This window comes from Microvirga puerhi, assembly GCF_020089865.1.
In the GTDB taxonomy this organism is placed as follows: domain Bacteria; phylum Pseudomonadota; class Alphaproteobacteria; order Rhizobiales; family Beijerinckiaceae; genus Microvirga; species Microvirga puerhi.
In genome coordinates this window covers 81,965-99,824 of the sequence record NZ_JAIRBM010000008.1, presented here as the reverse complement: position 1 = coordinate 99,824, position 17,860 = coordinate 81,965, and the positions used below count along the sequence as shown (strand labels likewise).

Genomic DNA, 17,860 nt, shown 5'->3' with positions numbered 1-17,860 from the left:
GGTCAATCCTTCCCGCCCGTGGAGACTTCACGCCCGGCATGCCCCGGACCCTCAGGCTCCGGCCCAGGCCCCGGCGCGATCTTCTGGGTGGCGACGGCCTGGAAGAGTTCGGGATCGATGGCCCCAAAGGTCGCGGGCGACACGCGATGGGTCTGCTGCAGCAGGCCGGCATAGGCGGCCTCGTCGAGCCTGGGACCAGAGCCCCGGATGCCCGCCGCCCAGGTCTCGAAATCGGCCGCCGGTACGCTCCTGACCTGGAACTGCATGTCGGAGAAGCCGTCGCCGGAGAACTGGGCCGAGATGCCCCAGATCTCTTCGGCGCTGTCGGCCTGCAGGTTCACCTGCGAGATCATGCCCGGCATGGCATAGATCATCGAGCCCAGGCGCGGCACGAAGAAGGCGTTGAAGACGCTAGCCGAGGTGATGGAAAAACGAACCGGTGTCCCGGCCGGCACTACCACCTGGTTGACCGTCGCGATCCCCTGCTGCGGGTAGATGAAAAGCCATTTCCAGTCGAGCGAGACGACCTGCACCTCGAGGGGCGGGGACTTGGAGGGCAAGGGCCTGAATGGGTCGAGCTTGTAGGAGCCGATCCAGATCAGGCCGCCGATGAACATGATGGTCAGAACCGGAATCGACCAGACGACCGCTTCGACCCGTCCCGAATAGGCCCAGTACGGCAGATATTCCGCCTTGGGGTTCGCCGCGTTGTAGCGCCACGCTACCCAGAAGGCCAAAAGGATCGTCGGAATGACGATGGCCAGCATGATCAGCGTGGCATCGATCAGGATGATGGCGTTGCCTTGGCCCACCGGGCCGAGCGGGTCGAGGATGCCGCCCGCGCAGGAGGCAAGGCCAAGGCTCAAGAAGCCCAGGATCAAACCGCGCCAAGCGCGGGCCGGTGCGCCTTTAAAGAGCAAGCCAGCCATTCGGGAGCATCCCCCTCCCTATGGCCGACCAAACACCTCAGGCCCGACGATGTTCCGTGGCAATTGTGGCTACGGCGAAGGGCATCAGACTCGGAATAGTTGCGGGAAAGGAACGTCCGACTGGGTCCTGTTGAGATCTTGGGGTTACATCGGCGTCTTCGCTCCGTCGCCGGGGTCATGGACGACGAATCGTCAAACATCGAACTTCGCTCTCCGACCCTCGTTGAGCCCCTTGCCCGCAGAGGAGACGCCATGCTCGGCAGAACGTGCTTCGTTCCTTTCCTTTTGGTCGGTTCCTCGGCTTGGGCAATTGATCTTCCGTCCGGAAGCGCATCCGGGGGAAGCCTGACGCGGCAGACGATCAACGAAGCCCTGGAATGGATCGCGACCGGGATCGAAGTCACAGGTGTGGGTATCATCGTGGTCGGGGCGATAGCGGCCTCACTTGTGTTCGTATACGGCGGTCTCGTTACAGTGGGTTGGCCCGGTGCCTTTCGACATTACCGCGCGAACCTCGGCCGCGGCATTCTACTCGGACTGGAACTCCTGGTGGCCGCCGACATCATCGGCACCGTTGCGGTGACGCCATCTCTCGAAAACCTATCGATCCTCGGCCTGATCGTCCTGATCCGAACGTTCCTGAGCTTCTCTCTGGAAGTGGAGATCGAGGGCCGCTGGCCGTGGCGGCGTGGCGAAACGGAGGCTGCGCAAGACGGGCGTAGCCCAACCGGGGAGCGCTTCTGATCATCGCTAACGGGTGAGCTCCGTCAAACGTTGAAGCCATTGTGACCAGCATGCACTGTCGTCCGAGGTCTCTGAGGGCCGTTTGGCTTCAGGAGGCCCAAGCGCCTCGGGTTTGTTGACAGGGCCCGTAAACACATCAGTGCGGTTGCTGTGTGAACTGAATGGCTTCCAGAAACGGAAACTCCAGGACGGTTTCACCGGCCTCGTCTTTCACCTCGATATGGCTGGTCGCCCAGTTGACCGGCTTGGAAAACTCAGTGGCCATGAGGTCTTGAGCCATTGCCCTGGTTGCCTCCCACGCTGCATCGGCATCTGGGAACCCCTGCCCCTCGGGATCACTGATGATGGTTTCGCCGAGATGCACGTTGAAGAAATAGCGAGGCATGGTCTCACCTTGGGCCGTCAGGTTGCCGATAGGCCAACCTCGTTACGAACAATGTGTTCCGGTCGCGGACTGGCTCCCGATGCTTCTCAGGGGTCCGCCGGGCAATACGAGAACATGCCGCCCTTTTGGCTAAGGTCACGAACCCACGCCTGGGAAACCCCAAAAACAAAACCTGGGAAATCCCAAAAACAAAAAAGGCCCGGCGCCTGTACCACCCGTGTATCACCACGGGAGCCATCGCAACGGACCTAAACATTGATCTCTTTTAGAAAACCATTCTTTTGAATGGTGCCCAGGAGAGGACTCGAACCTCCACGGTGTTACCCGCTGCTACCTGAAAGCAGTGCGTCTACCAATTCCGCCACCTGGGCATGCCTTTACGGCGAGGCACCGTTTAAGGCCATGCGGGCGGCGCGTCAATCGCCTGGAGCGATCCTTTTTGCATTCGGCGGTGCGGCGCCCCTTCACAGGGGTTCGGGCTTTGACTAGAGACGGTGCCAGGTTCCATTTCAAGGCTGCTCCGGCCGGGCGCGTCCCGGCCGGCGGCCCTCTTCCAAGTCCTTGGGGACAGGAGGCATTCCATGATCGGCCCGATTCGTACGCCCGCGCAGCAGCTCGTGACGGTCTTCGGCGGCTCGGGCTTTCTCGGCCGCTACGTGGTCAGCGCGCTGGCCAAGCGCGGCTACCGCATCAGAATCGCGACCCGCCAGCCGAACCGGGCGACTTTGCTCGCGCAGGGCTCGGTCGGGCAGATCCAGGGGGTCCAGGCCAATCTCCGCGACCGGGACTCGGTCGCGCGGGCCGTCGCCGGCGCGGACCACGTGATCAATCTGGTGGGCATCCTCAAGGAGGGCGGGCGTCAGCGCTTCGATTCGATCCAGGCCAATGGCCCCCGCCTGATCGCCGAGCTTGCCCCGGCGCATGCCACCCTCGTCCACATCTCCGCCCTCGGCGCCGATCCCCGCTCCGAATCGTCCTATGCGCGCTCCAAGGCGGCCGGCGAGGCAGCCGTTTTCCAGGCCCGGCCCGATGCGGTGATCTTCCGGCCGTCGCTGATGTTCGGGCAGGGCGACAGCTTCTTCAACCGCTTCGCAGGCCTTGCCCGGATGCTGCCGGTGCTGCCGCTCGCCGGCGCCGACACCCGTATGCAGCCGGTCTATGTGGCGGATGTGGCGGAGGCCATTGTCCAGGCGGTGGAAGGCAAGGTCCCGGGCGGAAAGATCTACGAATGCGGCGGCCCGGAAACCCGCACCTTCCGCGACCTCGTGCAATACGTGCTCGACGTCACCGAGCGCAGCCGCCTGATCCTGTCCCTGCCGTCTCCGGTGGCGCGGGCGCAAGGGACGGTGCTCGGCTTTCTCGATCGGATCTCCCTCGGCCTTCTGCCGGAATCCGTCGTCATGACCCGCGATCAGGCCATTCTGCTCGAAGCCGACAACGTGGTCTCGGAGGAGGCCCGGCGGGACGGCCGCACGCTCGAAGGCATCGGCATCATCCCGGATTCCTTCGAGGCCATCGTGCCGTCCTACATTCTGCGCTTCCGCAAGACCGGCCAGTTCGACCTGCGGCGCAATGCGGCGCCGGGACCGGCGCCGAAATAGCTGCAGCCCGAATCAGAACGGCCTGCTCCGGGCGTCCAGACGCCCGGTCCCGTCTCCCGCGGCGAGGCGGCGCATCATGAGCCGCTTGTGCAGGTGGACCATCATTGCGGCGCCGAAGATCGGGATGAGAAGGTTCACCACCGGCACGAGAACGAGGGCGGCGAGAACCGCGCCGCCCGCCAGAACCGTCAGCCGGTTCTCGACGCGGAAGCGCGCGACGTCCTCCTGCGGCCAGAACCGGCCCGCCGCCAACTCGAAATATTCGCGCCCGAGCAGATAGGCGTTGGCGGCGAAGAACACGATGATGTTCGGCCCTGGAATGAAGAACAGCAGCAAAGCGATGAGGTTCACGAGAAGCGACAGGCCCGCGAAACGCAGGCCGTAGAACAGGGCCTGGCCCAGCGGCAGCGCCCGGCCCGGCTTCTCGCCCGGATAGTCCCGTGTCTCCACCACTTCGGCGACATCGTCGAGGAAATAGCCGGCGACGATCGCGGAGACCGGCGGCAGCAGATAGGCGAGCCCGATAAAGATCCCGGCCCCGGCGAGGAACGACGCGATCCCGTCGATGAGCGGATAATCGGCGCTCAGGGGATGCCCCTGGAGAAACAGGCCGATCAGATGCGTCAGGCCAGCCCAGACCAGGGCGAGCAGCAGCACGGTCAAGGCCAGCGACTTCCACAGGATCTTCCGCAGCGGCGGCGAGAACACGTCGCGGGCAGCCGCGAAGACGGAGGACATCAGCATCGGATGGCCTTCCGATGCGACGGAACAACGTTCGGATCGGTCATGAATACTCCTAACGGGCGGGGCGGACTTTACTTATGAACGCACCCTTCGCAAGACGAGGGGTGGAGGAACCGATGCCGTCAGAAAGCACAGCCGAAGCCCACCCTCTCCCTGACGAAGTGGATGTCGTCGTGATCGGTGCCGGCGCGGCCGGGATCGGGTCGGCGCGGCGGCTCAGGGCGGCGGGATTGAGCACGCTCGTCCTGGAGGCGCGGGACCGAATCGGCGGGCGCGCTCACACGGTATCCTTGCAGGGCCATCCGATCGATCTCGGCGCTCATTGGCTCCACAATGGGCCGATCAACCCGCTGGTGCATCTCGGCCATGCCCGGGGCGAACCGCTGCGCCAGGCGCCGGGCGAACGGCATCTCTTCATTCGCGGCCGGCCGGCGACGCGGGCGCAGAAAGCATCCCTCGGTCGCGCCTTTGCCCTCTCCGACGCGGCGATCGGCCGGGCGATGCATGGACCCGACAGGGCTGCGGCCAGCGTGCTTCCGTCGATGGGCCCTTTCGGACGCCGGGTGATCGCGACCGAGGGGCTGATCTCAGGCCGCCCCTTCGACGAGGTAAGCCTGCACGACGTGCCGGACATGGCCTATGGCGAGAACTCCTTCATTCGCGGCGGCCTCGGGGCCTATATCGGCCGGCTGGCCGAAGGCCTGCGAATCCGTCTTTGCGCGCCGGTCCAGGCAATCGACTGGGCCGGGCCGGGCGTCCGGATCGACACGCCGGCCGGGGCCTTGCGCGCCAGGGCTGTGATCGTCACCGTGCCGATGATGGTGCTGCAACGCGGCGGTGTGCAGTTCACGCCCGCCTTGCCGATCCCGGTGCAGGATGCCATCCATGGCTTCACGCAGGGCGTCTACGAGCATGTCGTGCTGCACTGGCCGGACGCGCCGTTTCGCGGACCGGACCGCCTGGCGAGTCTGCTCGGATATCGTGAGGAACCTGCGGGCCTCCTGACCTGGATCGACGGCGCACCGTTCCATTACGTCGAGCTCGACCTGCCGACCGCCTCCCGGTTCGACGGACGCGATGCCGACGCTCCCGGACGCTACGTCCGCGCGCTCCTGGCCGAGCATTTCGGCCACCGCGCCATCGACCATTTGCGCATCTGCTGCCATACCACCTGGCGGCACGACCCGTGGTCGCTGGCCTCCTGGGCCGTGGTGCCACCCGGTCTCGTGTCGATCCGGGACCGCCTCAAGGAATCGGTGGGAGAGAGGATCTGGTTCGCCGGCGAGGCCCTGTCCCGCCTGCAATGGGGCACCGTGGGCGGCGCCTGGGAAGAGGGAAACCGGGCCGCGAAGGAGATCGCCGCGCGCCTCGGATAAGCGCCTTACAGCATGCTCGGCAGCACCCGGTCAGGCGGTTTGTGGCCGTCGGTGAAGGAGCGGATGTTGACGATCACCTTCTCGCCCATGGCGACGCGGCCCTCGTGGGTGGCGGATCCCATATGCGGCAGGAGCACCACCTTGCCCTGCTTGGCGAGGCGCACGAGGCGCGGATTGACCGCCGGCTCCTCCTCGAACACGTCGAGGCCCGCTCCCGCGATGGCGCCGGCCTCGACGAGACGGGTGAGAGCCGCCTCGTCGATGACCTCGCCGCGGGCGGTGTTCACCAGGATCGCGTCGGGACGCATCAGCTTCAGGCGCCGCGCCGAGAGGAGATGGTAGGTCGCCGGCGTATGCGGGCAATTGACCGACACGATGTCCATGCGGGCCAGCATCTGGTCGAGGGATTCCCAATAGGTCGCTTCGAGCTCCGCCTCGATCTTCGGCGGCACGTGACGGCGGTTGTGGTAGTGGATCGATAGGCCGAAAGCCTTGGCGCGCCGGGCGAGCGCCTGGCCGATGCGGCCCATGCCGACGATGCCGAGGCGCTTTCCGGTGATGCGCCGTCCAAGCATCCAAGTCGGAGACCAGCCGGCCCATTTGCCTTCCGGGATGATCCGCGCTCCCTCCGGAATGCGTCGCGCCACGGCGAGAATCAGCGCCATGGTCATGTCGGCCGTATCCTCCGTGAGGACGCCGGGCGTGTTCGTGACCGTGATGCCCTTCGCGACCGCGGCCGGCACGTCGATATTGTCGACGCCATTGCCGAAATTGGCGATGAGCTTGAGGTTCGGACCGGCCCGCTCCAGCAGGGCGGCGTCGATCTCGTCCGTCACCGTCGGCACGAGCACGTCGGCACTTGCCATCGCCTCGCCGAGGGCCTCGCGGGAGAGCGCCTCGTCCTCGAGATTGAGCCGCGTGTCGAAGAGCTCGCGCATGCGCGTCTCGATCACGTCGGGCAAGCGGCGGGTGACAACGACGATGGGTCTTTTCTTCATGGGCCTGCAAAGCCTCGCGCTCGAAAAACCGCCGGAACCGGGCGCGCTTTCACGCTCCCTTAACCCTGTTTCAGTCACTAAAGCATCGGACCTGAAAGTGAACTCCACTTCCGGGTCCCACCCGATGCTTTCCTTTTTAACGAGAGCATCGTGTGACCGTAAAACCGGGTCCACTTTTGCGCACGATGCTCTAAGGCGACGAGCCGCCGCGTGGCGGCCCGCGTCAAGCTTCTCTACCAGAGGCGCGACCCGAGACAAACCCGACCCGAGGAAACATGCGCAGGATCCTTCTCCTTCTTGCCCTCACGGTTTTCAGCGTTCCGCAGGCCTTCGCCCAGCAGGCTCCCGGCGGACGCCTCGGCACCGGCCTGCCGGTGCCGCGCTATGTGAGTCTCAAGACGGACCGGGTGAACCTGCGCGAGGGCCCGTCCAAGGATCATCGCACCGCCTGGGTGTTCCAGCGGGCCGGCCTGCCGGTCGAGATCGTCGCCGAGTACGAGACCTGGCGGCGCATCCGTGATTCGGAAGGCACCGAGGGATGGGTCCTGCACTCACTCCTGTCCGGCCGGCGAACCGCCCTCGTCATGCCCTGGGCCAAGGGCGATGTTCCCCCGATTCCCGTTTTGAACAGCCCAACCGACAAGAGCGCCGTGGTCGCCCAGCTCCAGCCCGGCGTGATCACCAGCATCAGGAGCTGCGACGGCACCTGGTGCCGCGTCGTGATCGTCCTGGAACGCGCCCGCGACGTGGACGGCTATGTCCATCAGGACAAGCTGTGGGGCGTCTATCCCAACGAGAAGGTCGAGTAGTCGACCCGACGATTTCCTTCCTCAGGAGACCCTATGACCCTGTCTTTCAGCCTCAAGAACATCCTGCCGCTTCTCGCCCTGATCCTCGGCATCGCCTCGATTGTGGCGCCGCGCTTCCTCAACATCTTCGTGGCGATCTTCCTCATCGCCTACGCGGTGGTTGGCTTCGGTCTGATCCGCTGACGCGCCTCAACGGGAGACGGCCCACCCGGCGTTCCAGGCTGACGTCCGGACCGGATCTGCGGCAAGGGCCTCGACCCCGGCGGAAGCGTCCTCGACCTCCCTTGGAAGCGGTGTCGCCGCCACGGAAGCGGCGACCCATCCCCAGAACGCCGTGAACCAGGCCCTCGCCTCGCCGACGAATCGCGGCGAGAGTGAGATCCCGTTGCCGCGGCGATCCTGCCGCAGCAACCCCTTCGCCTCCGCCTGGTTGAGGACGTTCCGGACATGGGAATGGGAAATACCGAGTTTCTCGGCGACCTGCCGGCTGTTGAACGGAAACCAGGCTTCGCCGCCATCCGCCGCCGTATAATGGCCGCGCAGGAGCAGAAGCCCGACCCGGTCGCCGCAATCGAGGCTGTCGATCCAGGTCCAGCTCTCTGCCTCCGCGGGCGGTTGGCGCGTGCGCTCCAGAACTGGACGTGTCCGGGCAATGAAGGAGCCGAAGAGGGCTTCATCCGCGCGGGCGCGCTCGGCAAAGCCCGGCTCGATCAGATTCATGATCTCGCAGCAGCGGACATGATGCAGGATCCAGCCCTTCAGGCCATCGACCAGCGGCGCGTTCGGCACCAGATAGTGCAGGCGCCGGTCCGCAGGATCGATCTCGATGCGGAGAAAGCCGGCAAGCCGCAAGAGACCGAAGAAGGCCGCCAGCGTCCGGCTCTTTCCCATCTGCGCCTGGACCAAGGCCAATGTCGGCCGCCGTCCCCGCTTCTCGAGCGCCTCAAAGTGCATGATGACCGCAAGGCCGGCCGCATGGGATTGCGACGCGCGGCCGAAGATCTTGTTGATCAGCTTCTCGCCCCAATGCATCCGGAGGATCGCGTCGACACAAAAGCGGATCGCTTCTTCATAGGCAGAATCGACGTCCAGGGCATCGCTCTGCGGGACCGTCCGACTCATCGCCTGGCCCTCCCCTGCGCTGCCGGGAGCGGCCTTTCGGCAATCCCTGCAAGTTTTGGACTTTGCTCCTAAGGAAGTACCTCGGAAAGTATACCTGTCGCAAGGGAATCAGTGCCCCCGGAACCCTTCCTTCTTCCCTTGCGTCGCGGCCTTGGCCGCTCCTTTTCATCCAGAGGTCCCATCATGTGTGACACGTGTTCGGCCGGATCGGCCCCGCATCTCTCCCGCCGCGGCCTTCTTATGGCCGGCGCCGGCATGGCCGTGGCGTCCGGCTTGGCCCTGAAGGCCGGAAGCGCCTTCGCGCAGACCACGCCGCAGAACGCCATCAGCGGCGATGACGCACTCAAGCGCATCATGGACGGGAACGCCCGCTATGTGGCGAACACACCGGAGCAGAAGGATTTCTCGGCCGGGCGCGCCGCGCGCACGCAATCTCAGCACCCGATCGCCGCCATCGTCAGCTGCTCCGATTCCCGCGTCGCACCGGAATTCGCGTTCGACCAGAATCCCGGCGATCTCTTCGTCGTGCGGGTGGCCGGCAACTTCGTGAACGACGACGGGCTCGCGAGCCTCGAATTCGGCACCCAGTTCCTCGGTGCACCGCTGATCCTGGTGCTGGGTCACACCAGCTGCGGCGCGCTGGTGTCTGCGGTCAAGGTGGTCAACGAGGGGCTGGAGCTTCCCGGCCACCTGCCCGACCTGATCGGCGCCCTCAAGCCCGCCGTCGAGGCGGCGAAGAAGGAGAACGCGTCGGACCTCGCCGCTGCCGCCATCGTCGCCAATGTGAAGCTGAACGTGGAGCGTCTCAAGAACGCATCGCCGATCCTGAAGACCCGGGTTGCCGAGAAGAAGCTCCTCGTGGCCGGCGGCGTCTACGACCTCGCCACCGGCAAGGTCTCGCTCGTCTGAACGCGGCAGCATCCGCTGCGTATGATTCGAAACCTTTGAACATCGATCGGCGCCGTCGCCGTGACGGCGCTGATTTTTCTCAGGTCAGGGTGAAGAGTTCGCGCTCCACCGGCACGCCGCGGAGCCGGTGCGGCCCGAGCGACCGGACCGGAAGCGGGCTTGCGGCAGCAACCGTGGCAGACATGATGAGCGCGCAGTCGAGGGCGCCGCACAGCGCCTCCATGCGACTGACCTCATTCACGGCCGGGCCGATCACCGTGAAGTCGAGGCGGCTCCCGGCTCCGATGTTGCCGTAGAACACGTCGCCGCTGTGAAGGGCGATGTCGAGGCTGAGCGGCATCGCATCTGGATAGGCGACATTCACCGCCGCGTTGAGCTCTAGAGCCGCAACAGCAGCCTGCAGGGCCGCCGCACAGGCCGCGTCATGGGATCGGCCCTCATCGATGGCGAAGGTCGCGAGCAGGCCATCGCCCAGGAATTTCAGGATTTCTCCGCCCTCGGCCACCACCGGGGCGGCCATGGCTTCCAGATGCTCGTCGAGGCGGGCGATGAGGGGCGCCCCTGCCTGGTCGGCGAGGGCCGTGAAGCCGCGTAGGTCGGCAAAGAGCAGCGCCGCCGTCACGGTGGCGCCGGATCCGCGCCGGATCTCGCCACTTAAGACCCGGCGGCCGGCGGAGAGACCCACATAGGTATCGAGCATGCCGACCGTCAGATCGAAGAGACCGATCCGATAGGCCGCGAGGCTGAGCAGCGGCATGAGCCCCGCGATGCGCGCGAGTTCCTCCGGCGTGAGGCCGCCCTCGCGCAGGCTCGAGAACGAAACCGCGATGCCGCGCAGATCCGGCGCACCGGCATTCTCGAAGCGCACGAGATGCCCGAGATAATCCGTCCCGCCCAGGCTGCGGATCTCGTCGAAGATCGCGAATTCGGTCGCATTCGACCGGTCGAATCGCCAATGCCGCTCGCTCAACCCCTCCCGCAGCATGAAGCCGAAGGGGCTGATCTCGAAAGCCTCCTGATTGCGCTCGTGGGAAATACCTTCGACGACCGTGCCGGACTGGTGGATCCAGGTATGGTTGAAGACGCGAATCGTCGGATTGACCGTCGGCAGCGCGATATAGGCCCGCGCCAGCGGAATGCCCTCTTCGCTCAGCCGCTCGGCGAAACCGGTCAGGAGCGTGCCGATGCTCGACCCGCTCAGGCCTTGCTCGATGATCCAGGTTTCCAGGCCGGTCATGGCGTTCCCCTCATCGGAAGATGCTTCAGCAATGACGGCGTGCGCTCACGCGGCGCGCAGCCGCCGCATCACGCGGATCCCGAACACGTTGACGGCGAGGCCGAGCACGATGACGGCGCAGCCGATCGCTTCGATGGGATGCACGATCTCGCCGAGGATCAGGGTGGAGCCGAGAATTCCGGCCACCGGCACCAGGAGCGCGAAGGGCGTCACCGTCGCGGCAGGATAACGCGAGAGCAGAAAGCCCCAGACCGCGAAGGCGAAGATTGTCGTCGGATAGGCGAGATAGGCGATCGCCCCAATCGTGCCGGCATTCACGTGCGAGAGGGCTGCAAGAACCTGATCCGGTCCGTCGAGCATCAGGGAAAAGGCGAGGAGCGGCAGAGGCGGAATCAGGCTCGACCAGACCACGAAGCCGAGCATGTCGACCCGGCCCGCCTTCTTGGACACGATGTTGGCCACGCCCCAGGCGGCGGCCGCCGCCACGGTCATCAGGAAGGGCACGCCACCGCCGCCCGACAGGCGCGGCCAGGCGATGAGGACGAGGCCGAGACAGGCCACGATGCCGCCGAGAATCTGGTGCGGACCCGGCCGCTCGCCCATGAGGAACGCGGCAAACAGGATGGTGAAGAACACCTGCGCCTGCATGACCACGGAAGCGAGGCTCGCCGGCATGCCGAGCGCGATGGCTGCGAACAGCAGGCCGAACTGGGCGACGCCGAGGAAAAAGCCGTAAGCGATAAGAATCCGCCAGCTGGTCTGCGGCCGGGGAATGAAGAACACTGCCGGCAGGGCCGCGAAAAGAAACCTCAGCGAGGCGAGGAGCAGGGGCGGCATGCTGCCGACCCCGAGCTTGATGACGACGAAGCTGAGGCCCCAGATGACGGTGACGATCAGGGCGAGAAACACGTGAGCGAGCGGCATGCGATGAAGACCCGTAAGCCGCTCCGATCCGGCGGAAAAGGGGTGGTTTAGGCGGCCTTGCGACGCAGGCGCACGATCACTTCGACCCCGGCGACCTCCATACCGGCAGGCGGCGCCGGCAGATCGCCGACGCTGATTGCGCCGGTCGACGGCATGTCGACGAGCTCACCTTCGTCCTCGAGGAAGAAATGGTGGTGCTCGGTGGGATTGGTATCGAAATAGGCCTTGGCACCGTCGACGGCGAGCTGGCGCAGCAGGCCGGCCTGCGTGAACTGGTGAAGGGTGTTGTAGACGGTCGCGAGCGACACCGGCACCCGGGCCCGCGTCGCCTCGTCATAGAGCAGCTCGGCCGTGATGTGGCGGTCGCCCTTGCCGAACAGGAGCCAGCCCAGCGACACCCGCTGGCGGGTGGGACGCAGACCCACGCGGCGCAGCTTGTCCCGAAGCTCGGAAAGGGGGCAGCCTCGCCGGTGTGCAGGAGCGGACGTGGATTCGATATAGGCGGACAACGGATCGGTCATCTTCGGAACTGATTGCAAGAAAAGATGCTTCTATCGTGATAATCATAAGGAAGCGAGGCCCTGCCCGCAAGGTTGGCCGCCCCGAACGGGGCCGCAAGGCGCTAAAGTTTTACCTCCAGCGCCCCAGGTCCCTTTGATGGACGGCAAAGCCTGTGCTACCAGAGCCCCGTTTCAATGGTCTCGGGCCGTCGCGAGGCCGCTTTTGGCATGGGATGAAAGGATCGGCATCCGGCATGGACCGCCCGTCGAGCTTTAATTACGAGGAACTTCTCGCCTGCGGGCGTGGAGAAATGTTCGGCCCCGGCAACGCGCAGCTGCCGCTGCCGCCGATGCTCATGTTCGACCGCATCACCTCCATCGGCGAGGATGGCGGCGAGCACGGCAAGGGCCATGTGCGCGCCGAGCTCGACGTCCGGCCCGATCTCTGGTTCTTTCCCTGTCATTTCAAGGGCGATCCGGTGATGCCGGGCTGCCTGGGCCTCGATGCCCTCTGGCAGATGGTCGGCTTCTTCCTCGGCTGGTCCGGCTCGCCGGGCCGCGGCCGGGCGCTCGGCGTCGGCGAGGTGAAATTCTCCGATCAGGTCCTTCCGACCGTCAAGAAGGTGGTCTACGGGGTCGATCTGAAGCGCGTCTTCCGTTCCAAGCTCGTCCTCGGCATCGCCGACGGATGGCTCGAAGCGGACGGGCGCCGCATCTACGAGGCCAAGGATCTGCGGGTCGGGCTGTTTCAGGCCGAGCCTGCGGGCGGCTAGTCCGTCATTTGCGTGATATGGTTGAGATCGGGCAAGGCCAACCTTACGTGTGCTCCGTCGGGTTCGGTCCGGCTTTTCTTGGGAAGAGGTAGCTATGAGGCGCGTCGTCGTCACCGGAATGGGCATCGTTTCGTCCATCGGCAACACCACGCAGGAGGTGCTAGCCTCTTTGCGGGAAGCGAAATCCGGCATCGCCAAGGCCGAGGACTACGAGAAGTACGGCTTCCGCTGTCAGGTCCACGGCGCCCCGACGCTCAACCCCGAAGAGATGGTGGATAGGCGCGCCATGCGCTTCCACGGCAAGGGAACCGCCTGGAACCACGTAGCCATGGATCAGGCGATCCGCGACGCGGGGCTCGAAGAGGGCGACATCTCCAACGAGCGCACCGGAATCGTGATGGGCTCCGGCGGTCCGTCGACCCGCACGATCGTCGAGGCGGCCGACATCACCCGCGACAAGGGCCCGAAGCGCATCGGTCCCTTCGCGGTGCCGAAGGCCATGTCCTCCACCGCCTCCGCGACGCTCGCTACCTGGTTCAAGATCAAGGGCGTCAATTATTCGATCTCCTCCGCCTGCGCGACCTCGAATCACTGCATCGGCAATGCCTACGAGCTCATCCAGATGGGCAAGCAGGACATGATGTTCGCCGGCGGCTGCGAGGATCTCGATTGGTCCCTGTCGTCCCTGTTCGATGCCATGGGCGCCATGTCGACCAAATACAACGGCACGCCCGCCAGGGCCTCCCGCGCCTATGACGTGAACCGGGACGGCTTCGTGATCGCTGGCGGCGCCGGCGTCCTCGTGCTGGAGGAGCTGGAGCGCGCCAAGGCACGCGGCGCGCGTATCTACGGCGAAGTGGTGGGCTACGGCGCCACGTCCGACGGCTACGACATGGTGGCACCCTCCGGCGAGGGCGCGGTGCGCTGCATGCGCATGGCGCTCCAGAACGTGAAGACCCCGATCGACTACATCAATCCGCACGCCACCTCGACGCCGGTCGGTGACTTGAAGGAGATCGAGGCGATCCGCGAAGTGTTCGGCGCCGGCGACAAGTGCCCGCCGATCTCGGCCACCAAGTCGCTCACCGGCCACTCCCTCGGCGCCACAGGCGTGCAGGAAGCGATCTACTCGCTCCTGATGATGAACAACCGTTTCATCTGCGAGAGCGCTCATATCGACGAGCTCGACCCGGCCTTCGCCGACATGAACATCGTGCGCAGCCGCATCGACGACGCCAAGATGGACACGGTTCTGTCCAATTCCTTCGGATTCGGCGGCACCAACGCCACTCTGGTGTTCAGCCGCTATAATGCTTAAAGAAACGTCACATCACTGAGACATGGCCGTGCGAGGTCCCGAACCCGGCAAAGCAAGGGGGGACCTTCATGGACATGCTCAACCGTATGGCTATCACGGCTCGCGCGGCACGATTTCATGAAGATCGGCATCGCATTTCGGAGCCGACGCACAGGGGGACCCGAGTGACCGGTCTGATGCAAGGAAAGCGCGGCCTCATCATGGGCGTCGCGAACGACCATTCCATTGCCTGGGGTATCGCCAAGACCCTGGCGGCGCATGGGGCGGAACTCGCCTTCACCTATCAGGGCGAAGCGCTCGGAAAGCGCGTCACGCCGCTGGCGCAGTCGCTCGGATCGGACCTCGTTCTGTCCTGCGACGTGGAGGACATCGCCTCCGTCGACAAGGCCTTCGAAACCCTGGATGCGCGCTGGAGCGGCATCGATTTCGTGGTTCATGCCATCGGCTTCTCCGACAAGTCGCAGCTCAAGGGCTCCTATGTAGACGTCACCACCCGGGACAATTTTTCCCGCACCATGGTGATTTCCTGCTTCTCCTTCACGGAGATCGCGCAACGCGCGGCGAAGCGCATGACGGAGGGCGGCTCGCTCCTCACCCTCACCTATGGCGGCTCGACCCGGGTCATGCCGAACTACAACGTGATGGGCGTGGCGAAGGCAGCCCTCGAGGCGAGCGTGCGCTACATCGCGGCCGATCTCGGCCCGCGCGGCATCCGCTGCAACGCCATCTCGGCCGGTCCCGTGCGGACGCTCGCCGGCGCCGGCATCTCCGATGCCCGGCTGATGTTCACTTATCAGAAGGCGCACGCCCCCTTGCGCCGCACGGTCACCATCGAGGAGATCGGTGGCTCGGCGCTCTACCTTCTCTCGGACCTGTCGACCGGTGTGACCGGCGAGATCCACTACGTGGATTCCGGCTACAACATCATCTCGATGCCGCGCCCCGATGTGCTCAAAGCCCAGGACGCCGCGGGCGTGACGGGCGAAGAAGGCTAAGAACGGCCCGGCCGCCCGATGGTGGTCCTCCGCCCCTTTCTGCCGGAGGGCGCCGATTTCGCGGCTCTCGAAGAGCAAAGCCTGCGGGAGGGCCATCGCATGGTGCGGCGGCTCGGCGAAAGCTGGAGGGATGGCAGCAACCGGTTTTCCCGTCCGGGCGAGATGCTGCTCGGCGCCTATTCCGGCCCTTTGTTGACAGGCGTGGGCGGACGCAACATCGATCCTTACCGCGATGACGTGCGAATGGGGCGCATCAGGCATCTCTACATCCGTACCGACTATCGACGGCTCGGCGTGGGGCGCCACCTCATGGCGGCTCTCGTCGCTGATGCGGACACCTTCTTCGATTATCTGAACGTGCGGGCGCCTCCCGAGGCTTTCGTGTTCTACGAACGCCTCGGATTTGCGCGCGTGATTGGCGACGAAACGGTCACCCATCGCCTTCTGCTTCGGCCTTAACGCTTGCGCCGATCACTCGGCGGGCGTGATTCCCACATGCGGGGTCGGCGCAACGGATGCGACGGGACGGAAGACGAAATAGCCGAACAGCAGCATCGCAGCGAGCACGATCAGGGAAGCGAGGGCTGCAACCGGATCCATGGCGGCGTAGCCGAGATGAATGCCGGCAACGGCAATCGTCAGAACGACCGTTCCCAGCGACCACAACCAGACCTGAACTCTGGCGAGCTTGCTCGTATCGAGAGTGGGACGCCGCTCGTAATAAATGCCGAACAGGAAAAGCGAGACCCATCCCAGCAGGTTCAGATGAGCGTGAGCCGGCATGACGGAATGGTCCTGCGACGCGGCCATCCCGATCCCCATCGCCATCCCCGCGACGACGAACAGAACAGCCAGTTTGAAGCTGAGTGCGGATGCTTTCATCACATTTCCTCCTCGAAGAACCCTCTGTTGCTCGTTCAGAGCTTGTTTTTACCTAAGGGTAGGCCTGTATTGGCCGCGGTGCGCGAAAGCACAACGACTATTTCGGGTCAGGATGTTGCGGCGGAGCCGTTTCATATCGGGTCCGATCTCGCTCACCGTGTGACGAAGGAGATCGGCTACTTGGGTCTTCGTGATAATGTCGTACCGACGCTGCAGGCGGCCAAGCGTAGGACGCACCTATCTCAGATTTTCCGATTGCTCTCGGGCGGGATGTTAGGGGTCCCACCCTGCTCCTGAATCAGTTCACAGATGCGGTCGTCATCATAGGCCTTGTCCGCCAGCAGAATGGTGCGCGGGCCCAGATGGTCAAGCAACGATCTGCTGCCCTTTTTGCCGCTCGCCCATAAATCGGGTGTGCGTGTAAGCGGTCCTTGGCGATGTTCTGCGACCCGTGACAAAACCGCAAGATCGGTCGAGCACGCCCTGTCTGCGTGCGCTTAGCTGGTGCTGCCACGGAGGAGACACGATGAAGGCGGCGCTTCAAAACTACCATGCCCGGATGCAGCGGGTGCTGGATCACATAGACCGGCATCTGGACGACGATCTGGACCTGGACGCGCTGAGCAGCGTCGCAGCCTATTCGAAGTATCATTTCCACCGGCAGTTCACGGCAACCTTCGGGCTGTCCGTGCATCGCTATATCCAGCTCGCCCGCATGAAGCGCGCTTCATACCGGCTCGCCTACAGGGATGCCCAGAGCATCACGGACATAGCGATGGATGCCGGGTACGATGCACCGGATGCCTTCGCCCGCGCCTTTCGGCAACGGTTCGGGCAATCGCCTTCGTCTTTCCTGAAATCTCCCGACTGGGAGCCGTGGCTTGCGGCCTTCGGGCCTCTCGACAACGCGAGGAGCAAGCTCATGCAGAAGACTTTTACCACTGACGACGTGACGATCCGCGATGTGCCTCCCACGCTGGTGGCGATCATGGAGCATCGGGGCGACCCGGCGACGCTCGGCGCCACCATCCAGCGATTCATCGCGTGGCGCAAGGCCGCGGGCCTGCATCCCAAGACAAGTCCGACCTTCAATGTCTGGCGTTCCGAGCGGCGTCCCGCGTCGCCTGCCGACTATAGCGTGGACCTTTGTGTCGGGACCGACCAACCGATCGAGGCGAATGGCGAGCAGATCAAGGCCGGCGAGATCCCTGGCGGACGCTGCGCAGTACTGCGCGTCGTCGGCAACACCGACAATCTGGAGCCCGCCGCGCTCTATCTCTATCGCGCCTGGCTTCCGGCCAGCGGCGAGGAAGCACGCGACTTCCCGATCTATTGTCAGCGGCTGAGCTTCTTCCCGGAGGTGCCGGAGCATGAGGCCGTCGCGGAACTGTTTTTGCCGCTGAAATAACACCCTCCGACGGCGGCCTGCCCCTTCCGATCGCAAGAACCGGACAGGCCGCTATCTACCCGATCCCAGTCTTTATGGATTCACGGCCTCACTGCGCAAAGCTGGATGGCAGGAGCATCATTCATCGCATTCGCACCTTTCACGAGCATGTGAGGAACCAAAGCTTGGCCTTGCTCCCGACATGATCGGACGGCACGACGGCACGA

General features: G+C 64.8%; 20 protein-coding genes, 1 tRNA gene and 1 pseudogene. 11 read left to right on the top strand and 11 right to left on the bottom strand.

Features of this window, described 5'->3' with window-relative positions; translation table 11 throughout:
- Positions 1–2 precede the first annotated feature (2 nt).
- Positions 3–929: a cytochrome ubiquinol oxidase subunit II gene (locus K9B37_RS12540; protein ID WP_224313419.1), complete on the bottom strand. Its 927-nt coding sequence runs from the start codon at positions 927–929 to the stop codon at positions 3–5.
- Between the two features lie 252 nt (positions 930–1,181).
- Between K9B37_RS12540 and K9B37_RS12535 the strand changes: the two genes are divergently transcribed.
- Positions 1,182–1,673, top strand: coding sequence for a DUF1622 domain-containing protein (locus K9B37_RS12535; RefSeq protein WP_369414295.1), 492 nt, complete (start codon positions 1,182–1,184; stop codon positions 1,671–1,673).
- A gap of 136 nt (positions 1,674–1,809) precedes the next feature.
- Here K9B37_RS12535 and K9B37_RS12530 read toward each other — a convergent pair whose 3' ends face one another.
- Together K9B37_RS12530 and K9B37_RS12525 are read right to left on the bottom strand one after the other, a co-directional pair.
- Entirely contained in the window at positions 1,810–2,058 is a 249-nt protein-coding gene (locus K9B37_RS12530) for a DUF6894 family protein (protein WP_224313418.1), read from the bottom strand.
- A gap of 286 nt (positions 2,059–2,344) precedes the next feature.
- Positions 2,345–2,429 (bottom strand) — tRNA-Leu (locus tag K9B37_RS12525).
- A 210-nt stretch (positions 2,430–2,639) separates the two neighbouring features.
- Between K9B37_RS12525 and K9B37_RS12520 the strand changes: the two genes are divergently transcribed.
- Positions 2,640–3,659: a complex I NDUFA9 subunit family protein gene (locus K9B37_RS12520; protein ID WP_224313417.1), complete on the top strand. Its 1,020-nt coding sequence runs from the start codon at positions 2,640–2,642 to the stop codon at positions 3,657–3,659.
- 12 nt (positions 3,660–3,671) lie between these two features.
- On the opposite strand, the gene K9B37_RS12515 is transcribed toward K9B37_RS12520, so the two are convergent.
- A complete protein-coding gene (locus tag K9B37_RS12515) occupies positions 3,672–4,403 on the bottom strand; it encodes a sulfate transporter family protein (RefSeq protein ID WP_224313416.1) in 732 nt (243 codons plus the stop codon).
- A 116-nt stretch (positions 4,404–4,519) separates the two neighbouring features.
- Here K9B37_RS12515 and K9B37_RS12510 point away from each other — a divergent pair, with 116 nt between their 5' ends.
- A complete protein-coding gene (locus K9B37_RS12510; RefSeq protein ID WP_224313415.1) occupies positions 4,520–5,779 on the top strand; it encodes a flavin monoamine oxidase family protein in 1,260 nt (419 codons plus the stop codon).
- A gap of 5 nt (positions 5,780–5,784) precedes the next feature.
- On the opposite strand, the gene K9B37_RS12505 is transcribed toward K9B37_RS12510, so the two are convergent.
- Positions 5,785–6,777: a 2-hydroxyacid dehydrogenase gene (locus K9B37_RS12505; RefSeq protein WP_224313414.1), complete on the bottom strand. Its 993-nt coding sequence runs from the start codon at positions 6,775–6,777 to the stop codon at positions 5,785–5,787.
- A 275-nt stretch (positions 6,778–7,052) separates the two neighbouring features.
- Here K9B37_RS12505 and K9B37_RS12500 point away from each other — a divergent pair, with 275 nt between their 5' ends.
- Together K9B37_RS12500 and K9B37_RS12495 are read left to right on the top strand one after the other, a co-directional pair.
- Positions 7,053–7,586 carry an SH3 domain-containing protein gene (locus tag K9B37_RS12500; RefSeq protein WP_224313413.1) on the top strand — a complete coding sequence of 178 codons (534 nt, stop codon included), beginning with the start codon at positions 7,053–7,055 and terminating at the stop codon, positions 7,584–7,586.
- 33 nt (positions 7,587–7,619) lie between these two features.
- A complete protein-coding gene (locus K9B37_RS12495) occupies positions 7,620–7,769 on the top strand; it encodes a DUF3096 domain-containing protein (RefSeq protein ID WP_224313412.1) in 150 nt (49 codons plus the stop codon).
- Between the two features lie 6 nt (positions 7,770–7,775).
- On the opposite strand, the gene K9B37_RS12490 is transcribed toward K9B37_RS12495, so the two are convergent.
- Positions 7,776–8,708: a hypothetical protein gene (locus K9B37_RS12490; RefSeq protein ID WP_224313411.1), complete on the bottom strand. Its 933-nt coding sequence runs from the start codon at positions 8,706–8,708 to the stop codon at positions 7,776–7,778.
- A 183-nt stretch (positions 8,709–8,891) separates the two neighbouring features.
- On the opposite strand from K9B37_RS12490, the gene K9B37_RS12485 reads away from it, so the two are divergent.
- On the top strand, positions 8,892–9,617 hold the full coding sequence (locus K9B37_RS12485; RefSeq protein WP_224313410.1) for a carbonic anhydrase: 726 nt from the start codon (positions 8,892–8,894) through the stop codon (positions 9,615–9,617).
- A gap of 79 nt (positions 9,618–9,696) precedes the next feature.
- Here K9B37_RS12485 and K9B37_RS12480 read toward each other — a convergent pair whose 3' ends face one another.
- From K9B37_RS12480 to irrA, 3 genes are read right to left on the bottom strand one after another with little or no spacing between them, the layout of a single operon-like run.
- Positions 9,697–10,854, bottom strand: coding sequence for an adenylate/guanylate cyclase domain-containing protein (locus K9B37_RS12480; RefSeq protein ID WP_224313409.1), 1,158 nt, complete (start codon positions 10,852–10,854; stop codon positions 9,697–9,699).
- Between the two features lie 45 nt (positions 10,855–10,899).
- Positions 10,900–11,778 (bottom strand): EamA family transporter, encoded by an 879-nt coding sequence (locus K9B37_RS12475; protein ID WP_224313408.1) that lies wholly within the window; start codon positions 11,776–11,778, stop codon positions 10,900–10,902.
- A 47-nt stretch (positions 11,779–11,825) separates the two neighbouring features.
- Positions 11,826–12,299: an iron response transcriptional regulator IrrA gene (gene irrA, locus K9B37_RS12470; protein WP_224313407.1), complete on the bottom strand. Its 474-nt coding sequence runs from the start codon at positions 12,297–12,299 to the stop codon at positions 11,826–11,828.
- A 233-nt stretch (positions 12,300–12,532) separates the two neighbouring features.
- On the opposite strand from irrA, the gene fabA reads away from it, so the two are divergent.
- The 4 genes from fabA to K9B37_RS12450 all read left to right on the top strand — a co-directional run bounded on the left by fabA (position 12,533) and on the right by K9B37_RS12450 (position 15,823).
- The gene (gene fabA, locus K9B37_RS12465; RefSeq protein ID WP_224313406.1) at positions 12,533–13,051 is read left to right on the top strand and encodes a 3-hydroxyacyl-[acyl-carrier-protein] dehydratase FabA; all 519 of its coding nucleotides are present in this window, start codon (positions 12,533–12,535) and stop codon (positions 13,049–13,051) included.
- A gap of 94 nt (positions 13,052–13,145) precedes the next feature.
- Positions 13,146–14,369, top strand: coding sequence for a beta-ketoacyl-ACP synthase I (gene fabB, locus K9B37_RS12460; RefSeq protein ID WP_224313405.1), 1,224 nt, complete (start codon positions 13,146–13,148; stop codon positions 14,367–14,369).
- Between the two features lie 164 nt (positions 14,370–14,533).
- The gene (fabI, locus tag K9B37_RS12455) at positions 14,534–15,364 is read left to right on the top strand and encodes an enoyl-ACP reductase FabI (protein ID WP_369414291.1); all 831 of its coding nucleotides are present in this window, start codon (positions 14,534–14,536) and stop codon (positions 15,362–15,364) included.
- A gap of 18 nt (positions 15,365–15,382) precedes the next feature.
- Entirely contained in the window at positions 15,383–15,823 is a 441-nt protein-coding gene (locus K9B37_RS12450) for a GNAT family N-acetyltransferase (RefSeq protein ID WP_224313404.1), read from the top strand.
- Between the two features lie 12 nt (positions 15,824–15,835).
- Here the strand turns inward: K9B37_RS12450 and K9B37_RS12445 are convergent, their stop codons facing one another.
- Together K9B37_RS12445 and K9B37_RS12440 are read right to left on the bottom strand one after the other, a co-directional pair.
- A complete protein-coding gene (locus K9B37_RS12445) occupies positions 15,836–16,246 on the bottom strand; it encodes a heme-copper oxidase family protein (RefSeq protein WP_224313403.1) in 411 nt (136 codons plus the stop codon).
- 248 nt (positions 16,247–16,494) lie between these two features.
- Positions 16,495–16,620, bottom strand: a pseudogene (locus tag K9B37_RS12440) (IS5/IS1182 family transposase); the annotation flags it as partial.
- A gap of 152 nt (positions 16,621–16,772) precedes the next feature.
- Here K9B37_RS12440 and K9B37_RS12435 point away from each other — a divergent pair.
- Positions 16,773–17,654 carry an AraC family transcriptional regulator gene (locus K9B37_RS12435; protein WP_224313402.1) on the top strand — a complete coding sequence of 294 codons (882 nt, stop codon included), beginning with the start codon at positions 16,773–16,775 and terminating at the stop codon, positions 17,652–17,654.
- Positions 17,655–17,860: the final 206 nt, after the last annotated feature.